Below are 25,239 nucleotides of genomic sequence, written 5' to 3'. Positions count from 1 at the left end.
GGAAACACAGTGCTGGATGTCAACGCATTTGACAAGCTGAAGATCGGCCTGGCCACCGCGGACGATATTCGCGGCTGGAGCCACGGCGAGGTCAAGAAGCCTGAAACCATCAATTACCGTACCCTCAAGCCCGAGAAGGACGGTCTGTTCGGTGAGCAGATCTTCGGTCCGACCCGCGACTGGGAGTGCGCCTGCGGCAAGTACAAGCGCGTGCGCTTCAAGGGCATCGTGTGCGAACGATGCGGCGTCGAAGTCACCAAGAGCCGTGTGCGCCGTGAGCGCATGGGTCACATCGAGCTCGCCGCCCCGGTGACCCACATCTGGTTCTTCAAGGGTGTGCCGTCCCGTTTGGGCTACATGCTCAACGTGACCCCGAAGGACCTGGAGAAGGTCATCTACTTCGCCTCCTACATGGTCACCGCCGTCAACGAGGAGCAGCGTCACCAGGACCTGCCCGACCTGCAGGACGAGTTTGACCATGAGATCGCGAACCTCGAGAAGCGCCGCAACAACGAGATCGAGGAGCGTGCCAAGAAGGTCGAATCCGATCTGGCCGAACTCGAAGCCATCGGCGAGGCCAAGGGCCCGGCGAGGACCAAGCTGCGCAACTCCGCCGAACGTGAGATGGCGGCCATCCGCCAGCGTTACGACGAGCAGATCGCCCGTCTGAACGCCGTGTTCGACAAGTTCAAGAAGCTCAAGCCCGGCGACATCATCGATGACGTGGACCTGTGGCGTGAAATGCAGGACCGTTACGAGGATTACTTCGAAGGTTGCATGGGTGCGGAGGCCGTGAAGAAGCGTCTGCAGTCCCTCGACCTCGAGGCGATCGCCGCGCAGCTCAAGGAGGAGATCAAGGACGCCTCCGAGCAGAAGAAGACCAAGGCGCTCAAGCGTCTCAAGGTCGTCAATGCCTTCCTGACCACCGGCAACAAGCCGGAGGCCATGGTGCTCGACGTGATCCCGGTCATCCCGCCGGATCTGCGCCCGATGGTCCAGCTCGACGGCGGTCGTTTCGCCACCTCCGATCTGAACGACCTGTACCGCCGCGTGATCAACCGTAACAACCGTCTGAAGCGACTCATCGAGCTCGGCGCCCCGGAGATCATGCTCAACAACGAGAAGCGCATGCTCCAGGAAGCCGTCGACTCCCTGTTCGACAACGGCCGTCGTGGCCGTCCGGTCACCGGCGCCTCCAACCGTCCGCTGAAGTCCCTGAGCGACATGCTCAAGGGTAAGCAGGGCCGCTTCCGTCAGAACCTGTTGGGTAAGCGTGTGGATTACTCCGGCCGTTCCGTGATCGTCGTCGGTCCGGAACTGCGCATGCACCAGTGCGGTCTGCCGAAGCCGATGGCGCTGGAGCTGTTCAAGCCGTTCGTGATCAAGCGTCTCGTGGATCAGGGCTTCGCCCAGAACATGAAGAGCGCCAAGCGTCTTGTGGATCGCGGCGATTCCGCGGTGTGGGGCGTGCTCGAGGAGGTCATCTCCGAGCATCCCGTGCTCCTGAACCGTGCGCCTACGCTGCACCGTCTGGGCATTCAGGCCTTTGAGCCGATCCTGGTCGAAGGCAAGGCCATCCACCTGCCGCCGCTGGCCTGCGCCGCCTTCAACGCCGACTTCGATGGCGACCAGATGGCAGTCCACCTGCCGCTGAGCGCCGAAGCCCAGGCCGAAGCCCGCTCGCTGATGATGGCATCCGACAACATCCTGAAGCCGGCCGACGGCCACACCGTGACCATGCCGTCCCAGGATATGATCCTCGGTCTGTACTACCTGTCCACCGTGATGGACGGCGCCAAGGGCCAGGGCCGCGTGTTCTCCTCGCTGGCCGAAGCCGAAATGGCACTCGACCTGCACGAGATCAACATGCAGGCCGAAGTGCTGATCCGCATGCCCGCCGACTTCGTGCTGCCGGAAGGCTGGGAGCCGCGTGAGATCAAGGTCGTCGACAAGGACGGCCAGGACGATCTCGAAACCGTCAAGGAAGAGCGCTTCCACGACGGCACCACGCTGTTCGCCACCTCCTACGGCCGCGTGCTGTTCAACGAGACCCTGCCTGTCGACTACCCGTTCGTGAACGTGCCGGTCGGCAAGAAGCAGCTGTCCAAGATCGTCGACGACATCGCGACGCGTTACACCACCGCTCAGGTCGCCGCATCCCTGGACGCCTTGAAGGACATGGGCTTCACCCGCGCACCGTGGTCCGGCGTCTCCTTCGCCTTCTCCGACGTCATCGAGCCGCCGGAGCGCGAGGAGTACATCGCCAAGTACGAGGACGAGGCCGCACAGGTCAACGAGAACTTCGAAATGGGTCTGATGACCGAGGAGGAGCGCCGTAACGAGCTCATCAAGCTCTGGACCGAGTGCACCGCCGAAGTCTCGAAGGCCGTCGAGAAGCACTTCGACGCCAAGAACAACCTCGCCATCATCGTGCAGTCCGGTGCACGAGGAAACATGATGCAGATCAACCAGATCGCAGGTATGCGAGGCCTTGTGGCGAACCCGAAGGGCGAGATCATCCCCCGTCCTGTGAAGTCCAACTACCGCGACGGCCTGTCCGTGCTGGAGTACTTCATCTCCCAGCACGGTGCGCGTAAGGGTCTGGCCGATACCGCACTGCGTACCGCGGAATCCGGTTACCTGACCCGTCGTCTGGTGGACGTCTCCCAGGATGTCATCGTGCGCGAAGAGGATTGCGGCACCAAGGCCGGCATCGACGTGCAGGTCGCCGAGCGCAACGCGAACGGCGAACTCGTGCTCGTCAAGAACGCCGACGGTGGCCCGTACTCCCGTCTGCTCGCGGCCGACGTCATCGACCCGGCCGACGGCAAGACCGTGCTGTACAAGCGTAACGACGCCCTGTCCATGGACGTGCTCAACGACCTGGTCGCGCACGGCGTGGAATACGTCAAGTGCCGTTCCGTGCTGTCCTGCGAGTCCAAGCGCGGCGTGTGCGCCAAGTGCTACGGCTGGTCCATGGCCACCAACAAGCTTGTCGACGTCGGCGAAACCGTTGGTATCGTGGCCGCCCAGTCCATCGGTGAGCCTGGTACCCAGCTGACGCTGCGTTCCTTCCACTCCGGTGGCGTTGCTTCGGCTTCCGATATCACCCAGGGTCTTCCGCGTGTCACCGAGTTGTTCGAGGCTCGTACCCCGAAGGGCGAATCCCCGATCACCGAATTCGCCGGCACGATCAAGATCACGGACACCGACCGTGGCCGTCAGATCATCCTCACCCCGGACGCCGATTCCGGCGCTCCGACCGAGGATGGCGCGATCAAGCCGATCGTCTACTCCGTGTCCCGCCGCGTGAAGGCGCTGGTGCAGGACGGCGAGCATGTCGAGACCGGCACCCAGCTGATCGAAGGCTCCGTCGACCCGAAGAAGATCCTGCGCATCATCGGCAAGCGTGCCGCCCAGATGAACATCGTGGAGGAAGTGCACAACGTGTACCGTTCCCAGGGTGTGGATATCCACGACAAGCACATCGAGGTCATCGTGCACCAGATGAGCCGCCGCATCACCGTGGTCGACTCCGGCGAAACCGATCTGCTGCCCGGCGAACTCATCGACCAGCAGCGCTTCCGCGAGGTCAACAAGGCTGCCGTGAAGGCGGGCAAGAAGCCGGCTTCCGGCCGTCCGGAGCTCATGGGCATCACCAAGGCTTCGCTGGCCACCGATTCCTGGCTGTCCGCGGCCTCCTTCCAGGAGACCACCCGCGTGCTCACCGACGCCGCCTTGAACGAGAAGGTCGATGACCTCAAGGGCCTCAAGGAGAACGTCATCATCGGTAAGCTCATCCCGGCAGGCACCGGTCTGGCCCGCTACCGCAACGCGGTGGTGGAGCCTGACAAGGCCATCCGCGACACCATCTACCCGAACTTCGGTCTGGGTGGCGACATGGGTGAAGGCGTTGACTTCGGCGATACCGACATGTCCGATGTGGACTTCTCCAACATCGACTTCGGCGATCTCAAGCTGGGCGAGGACTTCAACCCGGATGAGTTCCTGAACGACGAGGGCGACCTCGGTGATCTTGGCGGGGAAACCGTCTGATCCGCTGAACAGCGGCCGGTTTGCATGACAAACCGCAACGCCTAGAACGAATGGCCCGGGACCGGTAGAACGGTTCCGGGCCATTCGCATAGTTCAGGGCATTATCGGGAATGCGCGATCAGGGATGCATGCCGTGTCCGCTGATGCCGTTCGTTTGTCGGTGTTTGTCGGGGGCTTGTCGGTGTGTTCCGTTGCGTTTGCTTGCCGGCGCGTTCGGAACCCCCGCCGTTGAGCTTGTACGATGCGTGATTGGGCAGCTGGTCGACGAAGCCGTTGCGCAACCGACCGTGCAAACCGCTGCGGCCGCAAAGGCAGAGGCGTGGTCAGGGCCAGCCAACGGTGTGCAGGGGTCAGTGACGCCGAAGCCGCGGAACGCACCTGATCGAGCTGCCGCCAATACGCCACGGCATCGGTCGCAGTCGCCTGCGCATCCGCGAATGCCGCGGCATCGGCGGCATCGGCCAGCTGGCGGACCATACCGGCGATGGCGGGGCATTGCCCTTCGATGATTGACGCCTGCATACGCCGAGTACGGTTGAGGGGAACGTCAACCAGATCGGTATGGCGAAGGTGCTCGACCAGCATCCGCCATCCCGCCGCCATGCACAGTCGTGGAACAGGTATGCGCCGGGCACGTCGCACTCGAAATGCATTATAGAGCAACGCCGATCCTGCCGCGGTCCCTACCAGCCATACAGGGCCGAGACACAGCGCCACAACGCCAGCAATACGAAGAAACGCATGCCACGCCCGAGGCTTTTCCGATGCCGAGGCATTCCGTTCCCTTTGCTGCGCCTGGTCTGGAGGATCGCGTTCCTCACGGAGCGGGTCGGCAAGCGAAGGCGATGACCGCACCAAAGGGGATTCAACGCTCGTAGGAGTAAGATCCTGCAACTTGTCAGGGGTTTTCGTCTCCTTCGGAGTGGGAAAGAACGGCACCCACCCGAACCGTTCAAGTTCGATCTCCACCCACGCTTCAATATCATTGCCCGTGAATTCGGTCACCATATGGCCGTCGATCTGCTTCGCGCGCGTTGACGACAGCATGCCGTTACCATCCTTGGGAATAACGCCGAGGACTACGCGACTGGGCAAACCGAGTTCCCGAGCCATCAACGCCATCAGGGAGGCATATTGCTCGCCATCGCCCACCATGCCGCTTCCCTGCAGCATCGAGAGCAAACGATGACTGCCATGCCCGGCCATCGAGGGATGCTCGCCTTGCAAGCCATGCGAGAACCATCCCTCGGAATGCAACCATGTAGACAGTGCCAGAGCCATCGCCCCTCCGGTGGTCTGCCCGCCGGCGATGCCCGAAGCCAACGCGCCTATTTCACGAGGAACACTGTCAGCCGACGATACGGTGGCTTCGGCGCCCGCTGCCGCTGCGATATCCGTATTCTTCGGAAGGGGGCGAAGCATGGTACCGACGGTGTAGACCATACCCTCCTCCATGCCGGTCGGATATATGGCCGCGTTGGTTTCCGCACTGTAGAACAGATTGCGCCGATCCGCATGGCCCTGCATGGTTATGCCGCTTGGCGTGCCGGCGACGGGCAGCCAGCTATGGCCGGAAAGCCCTTTGCCTATGGCGAAGGTGACGGTTGTGCCGTTGCCGCTGGCCGTACCGGTTTCGGCGCTATATGCCGTTGTATCGGACTTGGCGGTACTGGACTTGGCGGTGTCGTACTTGGCGGTGTCGGAAGCGCCCGATCCCATAACACGGTAGGTGGCGGTCCCGCGCTCGTCGGCGCACCCGGCGACATTCCACACATTGCCGTCGAAACAGGTCATGACAGCCATACGCACCGGAGTGGCGGCAGGTAGATCGTATGCGGTGAGAATCGTATCGTTACGATGCTCCTTGACAAATGTGCGCATGCCGGCAAGCGGACTGGTGGTGTCCCTCATGATGAGCGGCGGCTCGTAATGGTCGCGCAGTACGAATCGATGATGTGGCATGAGCCTGCATGAGCCCAAGCCGGCGCCAAGCGCCAGTGTCAGCACCAACAGCGATGCCAGCCAGCGTCGTGGCCGGCGCCATCCGCATCGCGCGGCGGTCCAGGGGAGAAGCATGGCGATGGCGGCGGCTCCCAACAGGCCGGCATGCCAGCCGTCTTTGGTGCCCAACAGGGCGGACAGGGCGAAGGTGACGAGAATGGGGATTGCGGGTGCAACGCCGAATCCGGCGATGCGGCTCAGGGCGGCGCTGGAGGCGGCCAGCGCACACCAGAGCGCCATCGTCCATACCGCCGGCAACGACATGGCATCCGTGCCGACCGGTGGTGTGGCGGAGATCAGATACTTGTAGGAGGCAAGCAATTGATTCCATCGTTGGGTGATCGTGCCGACGGCAAACGCTGCCGTATCACCGGTCACGCCGGGGAAAACGAGCGCCGGCCCGATAAGAAACTGACAGAGCATCATGAACGCCAGCGTCGCCATCCACCGGATGACGGGCTTCGACCGGCTGGAACGCCGGCATACGGATGAACAGATCGCCGGCAGGCATCCGCATGCCGTTGCCGTCAGCACGCTGATTGCCCATGCGGTTGGATGGTCGTATGCTCCGACAAGATTGCCGCATGCCAACACGGTGAGTGCAAACACGCACGCCAGATTGACGGTGACGGACGCAAACCCGCGCGAATCCGCTGTTTCGGACGCCAAGGCGCGTGGGGGAGCAGGGCATGACGCTGCCGTCGCGGACTGCCGCGTCGACTGCCGCGTCGACTGGATGGAGACGGTGACGGGGCGTGTGCGAGCCCATTCGGGGACGTCCCGCCGGACTGCCCTGGATGGGAGTGCGTGTGCCGCCATGACCAATGCCTTCGCTGTGACGGGCGATGTTGGCGTGCCAGTCGATGCGGATGATGCGGTCGACGAATGACGTGTTGGCGTGTCAGGCCATGCGCCCATAGCGGCTCACCGCCTTCCACAGCTGGGCAAGCTGATCGAGCGAGCCAACGGTAAGTATCGTCTCGTCCGCGTGGGGAGCGATGGATGGTTCGGCATCGGCGCTCGCCACTATGACGATGCGAGTGGCTTGTGGGTAACGCCTCTTGATCTGCGATCGCAGCGTATGGGCGTCATGACGGGAGCCGATCACATGGCAGTACATCGAGATGCCGTGCTGTGGTGGGGAAGCGGTGTCGCATGGCTGGGCGGTCCGGTTGGTCTGCGGGGTGAAGCCGCTGCACAGGTCGAGCAGATCCGCCACGCGTTGAATGCCGATCCGACCTGAAACGGCATCGACGTATAGGCGATCATGCCGGTTCAGACAATGCACTCCGATCGACGCGACCACGGATACGGCCAGTTCGAATTCTTCCCTGTCCGAATAGTCCGAGGCATTCGAATCGAAGCACAGCCGGGTCGTTGAACAACGGGTGCGATCATATTGACGAATCATCGGAACACCTGTTTTTGCCGTGCTCAGCCAATGCACGCCGCGCATGTCATCCCCTGGAACATAGGGGCGTAACCCCTGAAAGGAAATCCCATCATCCGCGATACCGGGCAGGTCGTCGCCGTCAAGATCCTGGAAACGCCCTGTCAGCGAGTATGGCAGGGAGACGGTTCTCGGATGAATGTGGACGGTTGGTCCTGTACAGAGCCGTTGCTCATGGCAAGTGAGGGCGAACGGTCCTGCCTGCTGTATCGACAATGATTCGATGGTGATCCGTGAGCGTGGCGGAGCGTTCAGACTCAGGCCGATCCGATGCTCCTGCCCGGCGTGGAGTGGAGGAACGGGAATATGGTGCGGGGTGCCGTCGATATGCAGAACCATAGCGGAGGGAAGCATTACGGAAACCGGGGTATGCAGAATCATCTGAATGCCGACATCATGCCCCTGAACCACATGCAGGGCGTCGACGCTCAGTGCTGCGGTGATACTGCTGCACGGTGTGGGGAGTATGAGTGCCGCACCCAGCACGCTCAGTACTACGACTGCGAACACCAGCAGTTCGTGCCAACCCAACAGGGCGAAAGCCGGAATCAGAACCATGCCGAACAATCCGGCAAGTCTGCCTGATGGGGTGATGCCGGGCAGACGTCGCAGGCACATACTTCTGGCACGATGTTGCGAAACCGATGGAGTCAAAGAGCGTGCTCGCGCCGCCAGCACGCCGGCAAAGGATTTGACGGCGGCGAACGGTGAGCGTGCCAATGCCGGTGCCAACGCAGGACGACGAAGCCAATGGGATCGCGCTGTCATGGCAGGGTCCTTTCCCCGCCCATTGACGGTACCGGAACCTGTTCGCTGATGCGTCGCACAACATCCTCCTGACGTATTTCGGCGCATGCCGCTTCATCGGTGAGTGCCAGACGATGCGCAAGTACGGCGACGACATGCTCCATAACATCGTCAGGCAGCACATAATCGCGGCCATTCGCTGCAGCGGCAACACGTGCGCAGCGCAACAACGCCAGCGCGCCGCGCATGGACGCGCCGGACGCCACCTGACTGTCACAACGCGTCTGCTCAACCAGTCGGACGATGTACTCGCCAATGGCATCATCCACGTGTACGCGCTCGGCAATGCCGCGCATGGCAAGCATCCATGACGATGCATGCGCCGGGACATCGGATGATGGCGATCCCGGTCCGCTCGATTGGTTATCCGATGGGCGAAAACCATCCGAGCCGGTCGTCTCGACGCACTTGCGATGACTGGCATTGCGCAGAATCAGCAGTGCGGATTCACGTTCCGGATGCCCCAGTGATATACGCATCATGAACCTATCCATCTGCGCTTCCGGCAAGGCATAGGTGCCAAGATGGCCGGAAGGATTCTGCGTGGCGATCACCATAAAAGGCTGCGGCACGTCATATGTCGTTCCATCGACGGTGATCTGTTCCTCCTCCATTACTTCCAATAGGGCCGACTGCGTTTTCGGTGAGGCCCTGTTGATCTCGTCGGCCAGCACCAGCGAGGCGAATACCGGCCCCTTCCTCCACGAGAACATGCCGGTGCTCTGGTCATACAACGTGACGCCCAGCACATCGGACGGCAGCAGATCCGGTGTGAACTGGATGCGTCCGAACGTCGAGCCGATTGTGTGCGCTGTGGTGCGGGCCAATCGTGTTTTTCCGGTGCCGGGCTCGTCTTCCAACAGCAGATGCCCGCCGGCGAACAATACCGTGAGCAGCTGCCTGATCGCAGTCGGCTTGCCGATGATATCGGCCGCTATGCGTTCCGAAAGTTCGGCGAATACCCGTCGGAACGCCTCGACGTTTTCCGGTGCTGCAGCGGGCGGCATATCGCCGTTGCCATCAGGACTGGCATATGAGCTGCGGTCGGTGGCGGGGATTGCGCCCAACAGAGTATTGGCATCGGCATCGGCATGGGCATCGGTATGGGGGCGTGGCTGGTTCCGCCCCGCATCAGGCATATGAAGCGGCACGGTGACGGGGTATGCGCTCGCGGTTCGGGCGGTGGCCGATTGGCGTGTGGCATCCGATATGCATGTGGCGTCCGATATGCATGTGGCGTCCGATATGCGCGTGGCGTCAGATATCCGGGTTTCGTCCGGTATCCGATTCTCGTCTGGTATCCGTCCCTCAATGGGCGGGTGTTCGGGGCTACCGGGAATACGTACGCAATTCATAGGCGTCTCCTGAATAGTGGTTGTTTGATGGTGCTATTGCATGTCCGGAATTCGTGTCGCGCCGGCTTCGCAGCATCGCCGGCATGGAAGAGGGAATGACGGCGCGTGCGCCCTCCACAAGATTCCCCGTGGACTCATGCACTGCGTCAAGCCGGTGGTCGCCGCCGTTGGCGGTGACGTGAACCGTCCAACGGTATGAGGCGGCATCCGGCAGCGAGGACACGTCGATGCGTTGGGCGACTGATGGTTCCCATACGAAGGGAACCGCATTGATGAGCAGACGAATGGTGGCTGGTTGCCCATACGTGTCTATACGGCCGCCACGCACGATGATGTGGTTGCGTCCATCCCATCGGATGGAGGTCGGTGGCGTGATATTCGCGGCAGGCTTGTTCATACTGAGATCGGCGGGCCCGATCATGGTGGCTCCGGATTCGCCGTTCAGCAGAGCGGTGACGGTCCCCGTTTCGCATGGGGTCCAGGGGGCTGGCGTGTATTCCAATACACCGGTTTTCCGGGAACTGGTCATGCCATGCAATTGGGCCATAACGGAATCGGCTTTGCCGGTAATACGCCATCGCATGGTACAAACGGCATCCGAACCGTCCGCGTTCGTGAATTCGGCGCGCCCTATGGGCGTGACGGGAGTGACCGATGCCGATTCGGAACGCATCCGCAGACCATGATTCGTCTCCATGGTGGCGTTTATCGACAGTTGTGAGAAGAACTCGCCATCTGCGATGTCGAATGCGAACGAGGTGCTTGTGCAAGTCGGCTCCCTGCTCAGTGCGTGGCCATTCACCGTAATGCTGGTGCAGGAATTGCCGCGCATGTCGCCTAGGGCGATCGATCCCCTGATGATATTCGGGTCGCTGGCATCCTGGCGCATGGTGATGACAGGACGGTCGGGGATGCCGTAGATTTCACCGGCGTTCACGGTCAGGCTGGCCTGATTTCCGGATCCGACGGCATTCGCGGCGCGGACGCCAACGGTGAACGACAGGGAAGCGGATAGCATGGCGTCCGAGATCTGGAATGAGGCTTGTAAAGCATCGGCTTCGATCTGCTGTTCATGGCGGCTGCCGTCGGAACCGGTGAGCGTGACGGTGTAGGACGTCGGTGCGCTGAACGCCGTGCCGCTGCCGGAAGGAGGCTGCCACGTGACGTGCAAAGCGTTCCTTCCGCCGGTCGCCTGGAGTCGCAACGGCGTTCCCGGAGGAGCGTCCGGAGTGGCGGTGACGGTGTTGGAATACGCCGACCAGCCGATATCGTTTCTGGCTCGCACCGTGAACGTGTATTGCCTGCCATTGGACAATCCATCGATGGTGCACACCGTATCGGTTCCGCACGATACCGTGTTATGGCCGGTGGCATGCACCTCGTATTCAAGAATCTCAGCACCATTGTTCCTGCCGGGATTCCAGACTAGGGTAACGGCTCCATCCTGCGATTGCGCGCGCATGATTGACAGTGACGGGGCGTCGGGAACGTCCGTTGTCGTCACATGCAGTATGCCGGTGACCATGCGGTCCTTCGCCCGGGTCGCGTCCGCGACGGTAACGGCGACATCATACGAGCCGCTGCCATTGATGGCGCGTACTGCGATGTCGCCTGATTCGTCGCATCGTATCGTGACGGACTCTCCTGTGGCTGTGCCAGTGTCTGTGCCTGTGCATTGCGTTACCGTAAGCGGAGTGCCGGGGAAGGGGTTATAGGCGTCGGCCAGTATGTTGACATGCTGTGTTGCGCCGGCGTGCAACCGTATGGTCCGTTCCGCGATGCGGGCGAGCGGACGCGACGAGGCCACGATGCGCACGCTCAATCCCGCTTCCACCGTATCCGTTCCGGCATGGATACGAATCGGAATGCTGACGGTTGCGCCGGGACTGGCCTCATCGGCGACGCGTATCCGCAACTGCCCGGTGTTCGACACGGTGGCTTGTATGGCTTGAGAGGTCAGTCCCCCCGAATAGGTGAAACGCTCCGAAGACTCGCGATGGCGGGTGGATACGGTCAATGCATGCAGGTCGATGAGGCGATCGGTATCGCCGGGTGCCATATCGATTGTCGTCGTGGGGAACGTGGGCAGTGATTGCCGCCCTCCCGTAACGGTGACGGGCACCATGATCGTTGCGGATGCGCCAGGCTTTCCGCTTCTGGGATCGGCGTCCGTGGCGGTGAGCGCGATCGAAGCCGGGCCGGCATAATCGTTCGGGGCGGTGAATCGTATGGTTTTCCCGCCGTCAAGCGCTATGCCGTCCCCGCCTTTGGCGGTTGCGATGGGTTCGCGGCTGTCGGCATAGGCCGTTTTCCCTGCGCCGACGCGTACATAATCGGCAAGGGCGAAGGTGATGGTTTTCCCCGATGGTACGGTCAGTTCCGGTGCATCGGGTCGCAGCGTCGGTGGAAAGGCCCCGTATGCCGGTACATGGATGAAGGCGGTGGAGCTGAGTCCATGCACGGTATTCGTAACGGTGTATGGAATCGTGTACGCCTCCTGCGCGAGTTCCAACGTGATGACGGTACCCTGCACGCTGCCGTGCGCTTGTCGCCGGGCCGCATCGTCCACGTGCACGGATAATTCGCTGAACGGGCCGGAAGGGTTTGCGATCCGGTCCGCGATATTCACCGTCACCTTGCGTTTGCCGAGCGTCGTATGCGCCGCAATCCTGTGGTCGTAGGCTTGCGGGGGTCTGATTCTGGCGGTTCTGCTGACCTGTACGCTCAGTGTGGCAGTGTCTTCAAGACCTGCCTGATTGCGCACGGTATAGATGATGTAGTAGGTGCCTTCGTGCTCTGGCGCTGTGAAGGTGATTGCGCTGCCGGTCACGCGGGCGTCGATTCGCCCGTGGACCTCCAGTTTGCGCAGCAGCGTAAGATTCGCGCCGTCGTGCGATAGGTCATTGGCGGTGACGGGCACGGCGAGTGTGCTTCCGGGGCGTACTGTTACATCATCGTCGCGGGCCGTTACGCCGCTGGGTGAGGATGCCGCGGATATGCCTACCCGGATCGTGGCTTGGGATTTGCGTCCGGACCAATCCTCCACCGCATAGGAGAAGCTGTCGGTACCGTTGGCATCGGTATAGGCCTCGTAGATCATGTAATCCGCGCCGGTTTCCACGATTCGCCCGCGCGCGGGAGTCTCGTTGCCCAATCCCAACAGCATCACGTCGTCGGCATCGTCGACGCCGCCAAGTGCGATGGGAATGCGTACCGTGCCGCCTGGGGCGACTCGGGTTTGGATATCGCGCGGTTTGGGTGGTTTTTTGCCGTCGGCATCACGCTGGTGCACGGCAAAGGTCACGGTTGCGGACACGGTTTCGCCGTAGTCGTTGCCGACGGTGTAGACGGCCGAATATTCTCCGGGGCGGTCCGGCGCCTGGTAGCGGATAGCATGTTCCGATGCGTGCACCGTGCCCTGAAAGGATGCCGTGGTGTTCAGCCTGCCTTCCAGCATCATTCCGGCATCCTCGTCATAGCGTATATGGCTCAGCACATCCACGGTGCGGGTGCCGCCGCATCGCACGGGGACGGTGAAGTCCTCGGCGCGTATCAGTGCCGGGCCTGAAACCGTGCTTGCCGGATGCACGATGATGCTTCCCTGCGAGGTGCCGACCGCATTCACTGCGGTATAGGTGATGGTGATCGGAGCGTCCAACGGGTGCCGGGCTTCCAGATGCACTCTGTTTCGTGCCACTACGGTCGTGCGGATCGTGGTATCGGGCGGTGCCGAAGCGGAAGCGAGGGAAAGCACGCCGCCCATCGGGTCGAGGTCGTTGGATAACGGCTCGAGTATGGCGGTGCCGTTGGCTCCTAATACGACGACATCGTTTGTCGTGATGGGCGTGGAACGTTCCGTGGCAGGCGGACTGACGTTGAATCGTATGGTTCCTGTGGATTGCTGTCGCCCCTGTCGCACCGTGAACGGCACGTGGTAGGTGCCTGGCGAGGCCGCGGTGAACGAGACGGCCATATCCGATCCGTTCGCCGTCGCGCTCGTGTTCTCTGGTGCCGTGACGTCGGCTAATAACGGGGTATGCGTGCCAGTGGCATGAATGTAGGGCGACAGGTCGACGGTGACGGGAACCGCCGAGATGGCATCCTGCGATATCGGGTCGATCTGCGCGCCCAGACTATCCGCGGCGTGAATGGCGAAGAACACGATTCCCGTCGTGGCGGCGGTTCCATCGGAAACGGTCAGCTCAACACCGATCCTGCCTGATTCCACCGTTCCGGCGTCGAAGGTCAGCCGCCCATCCGCGCGGGCGGAGAGGCGTGTGCCACTGTTCTGGGGCTTTGCCGATACCAACGTCAGCGGATCGCCGTCCGGGTCGGTGAAGGAATCCAGCACGCTTGCCGTGTAGGATGCGCCCCGTTCGACGGGGATATCCGCAGGAACGTCGGTCTGCACCGGCGGCTGATTGCGATTGGCCTCGGCGACGTTCAGGCGTACGGAGGCGGAAGCGCTTTGGCCGTGCCCGTCCGAAACGCTGTAGGTGAACCGTATGGTGCCGCTTGGCAATTCGGAAGCATCGACCTGCAGATATCGCCCATGACGAACCGGCGTGATGCGCACAGCGCCGCCTGTCGGCGCGCCGATCCGGTCGATACGAAGCGCGGAACAGCCGGTGCTTTCGTCGTTACGTAGCACGTCAAGCGTCATGCGGCTTGACGGGCGAATGCCGAATTCATCATCCACAGCCCGTATATGGCCGGTGGACGAGGACGAAGAATCACAGTCGGGCGTTACGGAATGCTTGGCTTCCAAGGCTGTGGAGGAATCCTCGCGCTGCTGGTCGCGATCCGGTTGCAGGGCGTTCCACTGCAGCGCGATGGTCTCAGGCGAACGCTGCGGGTTCCAGATGGTGCCGTTTGCAACGTCGTTGAGCACAACATGACGATGGTTGGCCCGAAACACCAGCTCCGAGGAAGGCGTCACCGATGCGAGCGATATGAAATCCGCATGCTCGGCAGACGGCGAGCACGCTTGGACGGCATTATCGGTATGCTGCGCGAACGCCGCATGCACGCATCCGCCAGCCGAAACCGGTTGCGCCGGCGCTCCCGAGCCTAGGGAATCCAACAGCACGGGTTTGGGCGACTGCGTCCGAAGGCTGATCAGGGCGAGTTTGCCCGGCAGAGCAATCGCAACCCATCCGGATTGCCTGTCATCGGTCGGCGTCGACTGCAAGAGCATGCGCCCGGAATCATCGATGGTGGTTTCGCCTCCCGGGAACACGAGCCGATTGCCTGACAATACGACGGGAACACCGTCGACTACGGTGAATGCTGAAACAGCCAGGCGCTCACCGCCGGATAGGGAGCAGACCGATGCCGCTCGTCGGTCTGAACGTGTGAACGACAATACCGTGCCGTCGCTCGGCCGGTACCCCCATACGGTGCCTTTGTAATCGACGACCGCCTTGCCTCCGGCTCCCAATCGCATGACCGGCGTGCCGCTCGCCTTGGCAAGTTCACCGATGCGTTCCAGGGAGCCGGTGTGCAGGTCGCCGCTGCGACGGGAAACCATTGCCACGGTTCCGCCGCCCAGCAGCATGATGCTGTCGCGTGTGGAAACGTCATAGTCGGTGATGTTCAACGTCGGTGCGTCTATGGAAGCGATATGCGTGCTTCCGGCAAGCAGCGCATCGTCTCCGGATTGCAGGATGTCGAAGCGACCCTTCATGGCGCGCACCGCTCCTGTGGGCTCTTCGATGTCCGCATTGAACCGTACCGCCTTGCCGTGGCTCTGCGACATGACCCATACGCTGCCATCGTCGCAGTGCACCTGATGTCTGACTACGGACTGCACCACCAGCACGCCGGCTATGAAGGCCAGCAGCATAACGAGGATGAGCGCTGGGGGAATGCGCCGGCGTATGTGCGGCGGCATGGGGAAAGAAGATGGTGCATCGGCGTTGCGTATGCGGCGCCATAGACGAGGTGAAGGCAAAGGCATGATGATCCGTTCGGTGAAGTGGCGGAGGGGATTATGAGGGCAGGGACTCGCAGTGAGGACGAATACGGTGCGATGGCGGTAAGGCGAAGCGCTATGGAAACGCCATCCGGCAAGCTCAGGCAGACTCCAGCGGATTTTGGCAGACGAAAGCATGCAACGGCATGTAACGGCAGGCAACGGAAATGGATCTGCGTCGCCATCTGCGCCGAATCGGCATGGGCGCAGCCAGGTCTTCCGGCATCCGTCCGGCTACAGGCGTGTCATGGCGTCGGCCGAAGTCAGGAGATCCGCATCCGCGCCTGAACGTTCGACTCCTCGGCATCAAGGATGTGAACCGGTTCCGGCATCTGCACCGAATCCGTATGCGTGCCGGCTAGCACGATCAGGAACAGCAGCAGCGGAATCGCGGAGAGTGCCGCCATAGGCGTTTTGTGCCAAGGCGAGCGCCGATTCCGGTCTGCACGGCCAGGCCGCGTGGTGGATCGTCCTCTCGGTGGAACGGCTGATCGCGGTGAGGAGATTGCCATGCCGGTGGGTGCTTCCGCGACCGGGGAGAGCATCGTGCGCTTGGAGGACACCAGTAGATCTGCGCGCCGCAGCTCCAATGCAAAATCCGTCATGGAGGGGAATCGGTCCGATGGATTCTTCGCCATTGCCCGCCGCAACAGCAGTTCGACGGGTTCAGGAACGTCAGGGCGGTTGAGCGGGGGTACCGGCTGGGAGAGAATGATGCTCCGCAGCTGCGCACTGGACCGTGGGCGATACCCGTATTCGAACGGTGACGCCCCGGCAAGCAAGGCATACAGCAATGCGGCTAGGGAATACATGTCGGTGCCTTCGCATGGCTTGCGATGCGCAAGCGATTCCGGTGCCGACCAGGGGATCGAATAGCAGGCGTCGTCTGCCCCGTAAACGCTGCAGGCGGTGCCGAAATCGGCCAGCATGGGCTCGCCTGCCGCGGTGATCAGCACGTTGCCGGGTTTGATGTCGCGGTGCACTATACCCGCGCGGTGCACCGCACAGAGCGCATCCGCCAATTTGACGCCGAGACGAAGCATGTCGGCGCAAGAGGTTTCGCGGGTGCGCAGCAGACTATGGCAGTTGCCGCCGGATGCATATTCGAAAACAAGGTAGTTCAAGCCAGGGCCTGCGGTCCCCATCGCAAGCAAGGGAAGAATGTGAGGGTGCTGCGGCAGCAGCCCCAGAATGTGGGCTTCATGGGCGATGCGAGCCGAAGCCTGCGGGTGGCGGGCGACATTGCCCACCTTGACGGCCACCGGGCGGTTCCGGTCCAGCTGTCGGTAGAGGTATACGTTCGCGGTGGAGCCTGAACCAATCGGGCGGACGAACGTGAATCCGTCGATGGTCGGTGGCTCGGAGCCTAACGGAGGCGAGGTGTTCTTGATCATGATTCGTTCCTTCCACATTGAGGGTGTAAGCATTCTGCGTGACGGCATGGACGGGGGAAACGGAACAGCACGGCGAGTCGTATCTCATCCGTTGGAACACGCGATGAAACGGCATGGAAATCCGTAAGGCCGGTACCAGCCGGCGTGCGTAAGCGGTTAGTCTGGGAGCATGGGTGATTTAGGGAATGCAACGAATGCAATCGAAACGCTGATCAACGGGGAAACGGCGAGACCGTTGTTGATCGCCGGTATGCCCGGGGGCGGGAAAACCACGCTGTGCTATCGGTCGTTGCTGTCCGCGCTGCGCAGATTCGGTGACAACGGAGCCATCATGTGCGTTCCCAACCGTAATCTGGCCAGCAGCCTTTCCGACATGGCCATTCGCGAACTCGGAGCGCTCGCCCAGGCCAGGCCTGTCACCACGTTATCGGCGGTCGCGTTCCGCATCATCGCGGCCAACCGGTCGTTCCGCAAACTGCCGATGCCCAAACTGCTCAATGGTGCCGAACAGGACGCGTTGCTGCGTCAGGTGCTGGCTGTGCACCTGCGGCATGCGGTCAGTGGTGATCTATGCGACACCTGTCATCTGCTCAGGTATTACTTCGCACAGGATGATTGGGCGAACGCCGTGGCCCCGACATTGAACGCCGGGACCGCTTCGAATGGCGGGAACATCGGCGCAGGTTCCACCGCCGCGATATTCGAAAACGGCATTTCCGCCTCATTCGTCAGCCAACTGCGAGACATGCTTGCCCGCATGGATGAGCTTGGCGTGACACCGGAGCGCGAAGGCGATCTGCTGGAAGCTCCGCGGCATTTCCCGCAAGGCGATTGGCGAGATGAGGAACGCCTGACGGTGCAATGGCGTCTCGCATTCGCGCTGCGTGGCGAATACGCTCACGCTCTTGCCGACACCTATTCCGGCGAGTACCGTCTTGACGCCTCCAAACTGCTGGTCGAAGGAGCCGCGGTGCTGGAACGTCCGGATGGGTCCGACGACGGTCGGCTTGCCGATATGGTGCCCCGAATGCTGATTGTCGACGATTTCCAAGACACCACACTTGCCGGACTGCGTTTTATCGAAACATTGCACAACCGGGGAACGGCCATTGTGCTTGCGGGCAATCCCGACGAATCCGTACAGACCTTCCGCGGGTCCTACCCTGAATACCTGTTCGATCGTGCACAACACGGGGATCTGCAGGCTCGGCTTATCGAGCTGGAAAAGGATCGGCGAGACCGCGACGCGCCGGATTATCGCACGCTTGTGGCCACGCGCGTATCGCTGTCCATCACATCCCCCGAACGCAATGCACCGCCCATGCCGCAGCGTCCCGGCAAAATGCCGGTATGTCCAGGCGCTTGGCCGGTTTCCGCAGTGAAGCATACCGACGACTCGCTGCAAACCGCCATCTACCGCAGTGCACGCGAGGAGCTTGACGATGTGGTGTGGCGCATCAAACGCTCCCACCTCGACAGGGGAACCGAATGGAACGACATGGCCGTCATCGCCCACGACAATGCCACCGTGCGCCAATTCGGCGAACGACTTCGGCGCGACGGGGTGCCGGTCCGGTATTCGTCGGCAACCCGACCGTTGAAATCCGAACCGTTTGTGCAGGGATTGTTCGCGTTGATCGAATTGGCCCAACTGCGCGAGCAAGGACTTGATGGTACCGATATGAGCCTGAAAAACATCGGCGCGTTCGCCCGTTCGCGTATCGCCGCGCTTATGGGCAGTGCGTTGATCACCACCGGTGGAAAGCCCGGCGAGGGGGCGCCTGCGCGTATCGAACCGATCGAATCCGCCATGAGCTCATTGGAATCATTGGCGGGGCTCGAAGGGGTGGCCGACGATCCCAACGGGCATGCGGTTGCAGACGAGCCCACCGACGAAACCGCAGGGCGCGCGGTCGATGGCAGTGAACTTGCGCGCATTGTGCGTGAATGGGAGGCTCTGAAGGAGTCCGAGCGGCGCAATGGTGCCGATACGACGATTCAGATTGCCGATGTGGCCGACGGTACAGGCGAAGAGCGGCCTGCGGCGTTCAGTGTGCTGTCGCAGTACGCCATGCTCGCCCTGGACGAGAAGGCGGCTCCATGCGCCGACATGCTGGGGGTGATCGGCAGCGTCGTAGGGGGCGGCCCGCATCTTAAGGCGTTCCAAAGGGTGTTCCGCCTGATCGACCGCGTGGCGGAGGGAATGCGGGCCCTGCCGTCGAAGGAACCTCAGTTCGTGCTGGCTTTGGCATGGGATGTTACCGGCGTGGCCGAGCACTGGCAGCGCATGGCATTGAAGAACACGCCGGAGGGTCGTGCCGCCAACGACAGGTTGGACGCGGCCATGAGACTGTTCCAATATGCGCAGGGCGGCATGATAGGAACGGATATTGACGGGTTCATCGACCAGGTGCGTTCCATGGAGATCGAAGCGGATTCCCTGGCGAAGACCGGGCCGGTAGAACAGGCCGTGACATTGACCACGCCGGCCGGCGCCTCGGGCAGGCATTGGGCGTGCGTGTGGATTCCCGCGTTGCAACAGGATGTGTGGCCGAATCTTGCCGAACGCGCCACACTGTTCGGCGGCGAGGATCTTGCCGATGTCGTTCTTCATGGCGACGCCGCGGCGCAACCTTGCAGCAGCGGGCACGATGCGCGGTTGGAAACGGTTCTCGCCAGCGAGAAGAAAAGCTTTCTGGTGGCGATCACCCGCGGTGCCTCGGTGATGGTCAGCGCCGTGTTGAGCGACGATACGACGCCATCGGATTTCATGTACGGCTATTTGCCGGAGCATTGCCCACGTGACATCGATGCCGTGACATTCGCCACGGTGGGGGAGTCCGGCGATAACGGTGAATTTGCCGGTCTGGATGCCGATCCGCGCGGACTGGTCGCCCAGGCGCGCGTCATGCTTGCCCGCTATCCGGAGCATTCGCCGCAGGCGTGCGATGCCAGGAAGACGCTCGCGCTGCTTGCCGAGCATGGCATCGATGTCGCCGATCCCGATTACTGGCCGTTCCTCGACGGCGCGGATAGCGCCGAAAGGCAGGACGGCGCACAGAACACGGCGGATGCTGCGCGGAAGGCCGGCATCACATCGAGAAGCGTCGAGGAAACCCTGGACGACAACGGCAGCCCTGTCGTCACATTGTCCCCGTCCGCAGTGGACAACCTCTGGGCCTGCCCGGTGTGCTGGCTGCTGGAGAATCGTTTTGCAGGCCCGCGCATCGGGTCCGCCGCCACAAGCTTCGGCACGCTCATCCATGCCGTCGCGCAGAAGGGCAGCGCGGAGGGTCTTGACCTTCCGGGCGCCGTGGCGGGTTCGTCCGTCGAAGGCGCGGTCGATGCCGTCGCCCACAGGCTTGTCGACATCTACGACGCGATCAAACCGGATTTCAGCAGCATCGCCAAGGCCGCCGAACGGTATACCGCCATGCTCAAGGACGAACAGGCCAAAACGACCCTGCATAATCTGGCATCGTATTTCGTGGAAAGCAATGCAAGCGGCTACCTGAACAAGAACGAGGGGAAATTCGACATCGGCACGTTGGAAAGCGCCTCATGCGAGGAGGAGTTCTCCGCGCGCTTCGGGCTTGATGATATCTGCATGGCCTACAATGCATTGCCGGGCATGAGCCCTATAGGCAGAACCGCATTGATGCAGCTTATGGGAATACTGGTCGGCGGATGGCCGGAGGGCATGCGTGAGGATCTGACGGTACGATTGTCCGGCCGAATCGACCGCAAGGAGACGCGGCGGCTACGCGATGGCAGCCAGACCATCCGTCTTATCGACTACAAAACAGGGCGGAAACGCCAGCTTGCGGAGATCTTCAACGATCTTCAGCTGGTCTGCTACCAGTTGGGGCTTATGTTCCCCGAGCATGGCAGGGCGGGGGAGCGGCCTCATATCGCGCAAAGCGGCCTGTTCTACGTGCAGGATGACGCCGCTCCGGCCTCCAGCTATTCACCGGAAAGCGCCTTCCAGCCGCCGTTGTTCCTCAACGGGGCGTTGAACGCCGAAGGATTCGTGGCGCGTGACCACTACCCGCGGTTGGACAAGTTCACGGATATTCCCCCATTGCCCGCGGGCAAGCCGAGTGCGCTGGATGCGGTGGACGACAATGCATGGCAGGGGTTCCTCTCATGGAACGGCACACAGGCCATGTGGTCGCTGACCATGATCGCACGCGTATTCTACGCGGCTGCGGCGAGCCGCTCGCATGTGATCGTCGCGCATCCCACAAAGCAGCATAAGGGGCATTGCCGTATGACGGATGTATGCCCTGCATGCGCGGGACAGATCGATACCGTATTCGAAACGAGGCAGGCATGAGCACATTCACCGATAGTCCGGAACAAGCCAAAGTCATCAACGCTCCGGTCGGCAGCGACGTGCTCGTGGTCGCCGGTGCGGGATCAGGCAAAACCTACACCATGACGCGTCGCATCGTGTCGCTCATCGAGCATGGCGTGGCTCCCGAACGTATTCTCGGCCTCACCTTCACCCGCAAGGCAGCGGGCGAGCTGCTGTCCAGGGTCTCCGCGGCGGTGCTTGCCGATGACGAGCATGATCAGGATCGCATGTTCCTCAAACCTGCGGTGTTCACCTATGACGCGTTCTTCCAATCCATTGTGCGCCAGTACGGTCTGCTCGTGGGCTTCGACCAGAACACACAGCCGTTGAGCGAGGCCGGGGCGTTGCAGCTGGCAGCCAATACGGTCGAGCGTCATATGGATATGCTGCAGGGCAAGGGACTCGGTTCATTCAGTCAGGTCACGGCGCATGTTCGCGCGCTAAGCGATGCCATCGCCAGTTCCATGATCGGCGGCGATGTCGCCGACATGCCTTCGGCCATAGCGAAAGTGCGCGCCTGGGATGACGCTTTCGTCAAGCAGGTGCGATCCGTCATCGAGGGCGAGGATATTCCCGAACAAGCGGTGAAACTCAAGCGTCAGAAGCGGTTGAAGAAAGACACGGACGAAAGCTGGGCGCAGAAGGTCGCCTCATATCAGCGTGACGCGCATGCGGCCTGCGTCTACACGTGCGCCTCGCTTGTGCAGACCGCCGAACAACGCAACGTGATGCTCGATCTGGTAGAGGCCTATGCCGCGGAGAAACGACGGATGAATATGGCGGAATTCAGCGATTTCACCATCGCCGCATACCAGCTCGTCACTCGTTTCCCCTCCATCGGGGCCCGCTATCGCAAACGGTTCAGCCATGTGCTGCTCGACGAATACCAGGACACATCCACCACGCAGGCGGCGCTTATCGCCACCCTGTTCCGAGGCGAAGGCACCGCTGTGAGCGCGGTGGGCGACCCCTTCCAATCGATCTATGCCTGGCGAGGAGCAAGCCCCGGCGCTTTCCGCATGTTCCAACGCGATTTTCATCTGCCAGCCGAACGCAAGCCGTACTCCCTAAGCGTTACCCGGCGCAATGCGAGGCTGGTACTGGAAGCCGCGAACAATCTCACCATGCCGTTGCGTGGCACGCCAAGCCGTCCCAGCAGTTCGCCGATGCGGGAAGTGGACGTGAACGAGCTCGCCCCCTTAGACAATGCCCCATCCGGCACGGTTGGCGTGCTCGGCTACGAGACCTTGGGACAGGAGATCGACGGTGTGGTGCGATTCTGTCATGAAGCCATCGCGCGCAACACCCATGCCGGCCAGAGTGGCGAGCATAAGGGAAGCGTTGCGGTGCTGTTCCGTTCGAAGGCAAAAATGCCGTTGTTCCAGCAGGCGCTGGAGCAGTCCGGTCTGAGCGCTGTGGCGGTCGGATATTCCGCAATGCTCGAACGCCCCGAAGTGCGCGATATTCTCTCTCTGCTGCGCGTAGCCTGCGACCATAGCGACAGCGCCTCGCTGATGCGGCTGCTCGCCACCCCACGCTTCGGACTGGGAGCCACGGCCCTGGCCGCTCTTGCCGGTATTGCCAATACGCTGAATCTTGAATCCCAATATCGAGCCCTGGTCATGGCCGGTCTGGTCCCGGCGGATGCGCCGCGCGGGCAATGGGACGCTCTGGTCCGAGAACATCGCGATAGCGTGATCAACAGCGTGTTCGTAGCCGATCTGCTGCTGCGCGACGATCTGCCGGAACAGTTGGAACGCTGCTCCCGCATCGACGAACACGATGCTCGGACGATCATCCGCGCCGGTGCCGTGCTGCGCACGGTGTGCGATGCGATCGGCAGGCCTTTGTCGGATGTGGTGCGTACCGCGACGCAGGAGCTGGAACTGGACGTGGATGCCGTGGTCGCGCAGGCGTTGCATGGCGACGGCACGGTAAACCCCACTGTCGCCCGAATCCCCGTGGAAGCCATCATTGATCTGGTGGACACGTACCTATCGGAGATCGCGGCCGGTCAGGCGCCGACATTACGCGGATTCATGGCATGGACGGATACGCTGCGAACCATCGAAGACGAGACGTCCACCCTGAACGCCGATAGCGGTGCCGATGTCGAACTCATGACGATCCACCAGTCCAAAGGGCTTGAATGGGATGCGGTCGCGGTGGTGGAACTCGGCGAAGGCGTGTTCCCCAGCAAGCAAGGCGATTCGCTTGCCGTCAAGGTCGACGAACGCCATCCGGGCGGGTGGCACGACGGCGTGTGGGAAGCTCCGGAATACTGCGAGACGGCCACGTCATGGCTGACGACAATCGACACGGTCCCCGTGCCGGTGCGCGCCGATGCCGGCATTCTGCCACGATTCCCGCATGATGCGCCCGGAGAAGCGGATCCCATCGAGTCCTTGGAACTGCTGGATGCGGCGGAAACCATCGATGACGAAGTGTTCGGCACACTGCGTGCCTTCGACGATGAGATCGGAGCCATGGATCCGGATTCCCTGTACCTTACACAGGTCGAGGAATACGGGCGCCGCTATCATTGCGATGAACGACGACTCGCCTACGTGGCGCTCACCCGAGCTCGCAGGGATCTGCTGCTCACCTATTGCCAGACCGGAGAGGAAGGGCGCGACCCGCGCGTATTGGGCGCCAAAACGCGAAAATCCAAGCCGTCGGTGTTCTGGCAGGAAGTGCATGACTCGTTGCGCATCCATAACGATATCGCGGCAGCCCCATCGAACCTGCCGGAAGGGGCCGATGAGCAGATCGCCTTGCCGGAAGGGTACTTTGTGGGCGATCACGCCCGCGAATACGAGGATATGGTCGTTGGCGCGGCCTGGCTGGAAGAACCCGAAACGCACGATGCCCAAACCAGTCTTCCCTGGCCGGCGCGTCTCAGCCGGGAAGTGGGCGACTCGCTGCTGCAAAGCGCAAAACAGGTGCGGCAGGCCATGACCGGAGCCGATGCAGACGACGCCGCATCCAATGCCATATCGGGTGCGGATTGCCATAATCCTGAAAACAATGGGCAGAGCCTATACGACAAGGCCCGCATGCTGGTAGCGGATGAGGACCTGATGACCGGCATGCTGGACGGTGACGCCCTGGATGCGGCGGTCAGACGGAAAGCCCAACGCGTCATGGCCGCTTCCAGGCAGAGCGTAACCGGATTGCAGGCGCTCGCCGGCGGGTTGAGCGGTCGGGATGAGACACGGTTCTGGCGTGGCATTATCCGCCCGATACCATCCGTGGCGTCCCCCGCGGCCTCGGCCGGCACGCGATTCCACGCCTGGGCGGAGCGTTTCATGAACGCCATGCACCCAGAGGAAAGCGGAGAATCCAGAAGCGGCATGCTGCAGGAGCTGGATAAAGCCATACAAGCCTGTCAAGGCGGCGACGCGGATTCGTCCGTGCTGGAATGGGAGCGTCGCCTTGCCTCGTCGGCTTGGGCACAACGCGTGCCGGTCTGGGCGGAACGCCAGATCGTCGTATCCATAGGCGATCTGAACGGTCAGGTGGTCAACGGCAAGCTGGACGCCGTGTTCTTTGGCGGGCTCGACCCGCAGGATCGGACGAAACGGTTCACCATCGTCGATTGGAAGACGGGGCATCGCCCGACCAGTAGTGAAGACACCGCCCGCAAACTCCTCCAACTCGACATGTACCGTCTGCTGCTCGCCGAAATCGAGAACATACCGTTGGAAGCCATCGATGCCACGCTGTATTACGTGAGCGAAGCCGACGAGTCGTTACGCGAGTTGCATGCTGAAATGAAGCCTCGCAACGCCATCATCGCCGAATTGGGGGCAGGTATTCCGCAAGTGTCGGACGATGACTAGCCC

The 25,239-nt window shown here is 62.0% G+C and carries 9 protein-coding genes; 4 read left to right on the top strand and 5 right to left on the bottom strand.

The features are described from left to right. The first annotated feature begins 9 nt into the window (after positions 1-9). Positions 10-4,056 carry a DNA-directed RNA polymerase subunit beta' gene (locus BUB29_RS05415; RefSeq protein WP_033522244.1) on the top strand — a complete coding sequence of 1,349 codons (4,047 nt, stop codon included), beginning with the start codon at positions 10-12 and terminating at the stop codon, positions 4,054-4,056. 93 nt (positions 4,057-4,149) lie between these two features. Here BUB29_RS05415 and BUB29_RS05410 read toward each other — a convergent pair whose 3' ends face one another. Further along, positions 4,150-6,501, bottom strand: a complete 2,352-nt coding sequence (locus BUB29_RS05410) for a transglutaminase-like domain-containing protein (RefSeq protein ID WP_234945701.1) — start codon at positions 6,499-6,501, stop codon at positions 4,150-4,152. Here BUB29_RS05410 and BUB29_RS09835 point away from each other — a divergent pair. Next, positions 6,482-6,946, top strand: a complete 465-nt coding sequence (locus tag BUB29_RS09835) for a hypothetical protein (protein WP_051914967.1) — start codon at positions 6,482-6,484, stop codon at positions 6,944-6,946. The two genes, BUB29_RS05410 and BUB29_RS09835, sit on opposite strands and share 20 nt — an antisense overlap. A gap of 12 nt (positions 6,947-6,958) precedes the next feature. Here BUB29_RS09835 and BUB29_RS05400 read toward each other — a convergent pair whose 3' ends face one another. The 4 genes from BUB29_RS05400 to BUB29_RS05385 form a co-directional block, all read right to left on the bottom strand. After that, positions 6,959-8,065 (bottom strand): DUF58 domain-containing protein, encoded by a 1,107-nt coding sequence (locus BUB29_RS05400; RefSeq protein ID WP_073117597.1) that lies wholly within the window; start codon positions 8,063-8,065, stop codon positions 6,959-6,961. A 206-nt stretch (positions 8,066-8,271) separates the two neighbouring features. After that, on the bottom strand, positions 8,272-9,381 hold the full coding sequence (locus tag BUB29_RS05395; RefSeq protein WP_234356082.1) for an AAA family ATPase: 1,110 nt from the start codon (positions 9,379-9,381) through the stop codon (positions 8,272-8,274). 262 nt (positions 9,382-9,643) lie between these two features. Then, on the bottom strand, positions 9,644-15,514 hold the full coding sequence (locus tag BUB29_RS05390) for a fibronectin type III domain-containing protein (protein ID WP_052109170.1): 5,871 nt from the start codon (positions 15,512-15,514) through the stop codon (positions 9,644-9,646). 392 nt (positions 15,515-15,906) lie between these two features. After that, on the bottom strand, positions 15,907-17,037 hold the full coding sequence (locus tag BUB29_RS05385; RefSeq protein ID WP_051914977.1) for a protein kinase domain-containing protein: 1,131 nt from the start codon (positions 17,035-17,037) through the stop codon (positions 15,907-15,909). Positions 17,038-17,206: 169 nt separating this feature from the next. Between BUB29_RS05385 and BUB29_RS05380 the strand changes: the two genes are divergently transcribed. Together BUB29_RS05380 and BUB29_RS05375 are read left to right on the top strand one after the other, a co-directional pair. After that, on the top strand, positions 17,207-21,373 hold the full coding sequence (locus BUB29_RS05380; protein ID WP_033522242.1) for a PD-(D/E)XK nuclease family protein: 4,167 nt from the start codon (positions 17,207-17,209) through the stop codon (positions 21,371-21,373). Further along, complete coding sequence (locus BUB29_RS05375) at positions 21,370-25,236, top strand: ATP-dependent DNA helicase (RefSeq protein ID WP_033522240.1); 3,867 nt, start codon at positions 21,370-21,372, stop codon at positions 25,234-25,236. Before BUB29_RS05380 ends, BUB29_RS05375 begins: the two co-directional genes overlap by 4 nt. Positions 25,237-25,239 lie beyond the last annotated feature (3 nt).

The sequence above is a fragment of the Bifidobacterium merycicum DSM 6492 genome (genome assembly GCF_900129045.1).
Lineage (GTDB): Bacteria > Actinomycetota > Actinomycetes > Actinomycetales > Bifidobacteriaceae > Bifidobacterium > Bifidobacterium merycicum.
The sequence above is the reverse complement of the archived record's forward strand: the minus strand, read 5'-3'. Positions and strand labels throughout refer to the sequence as shown.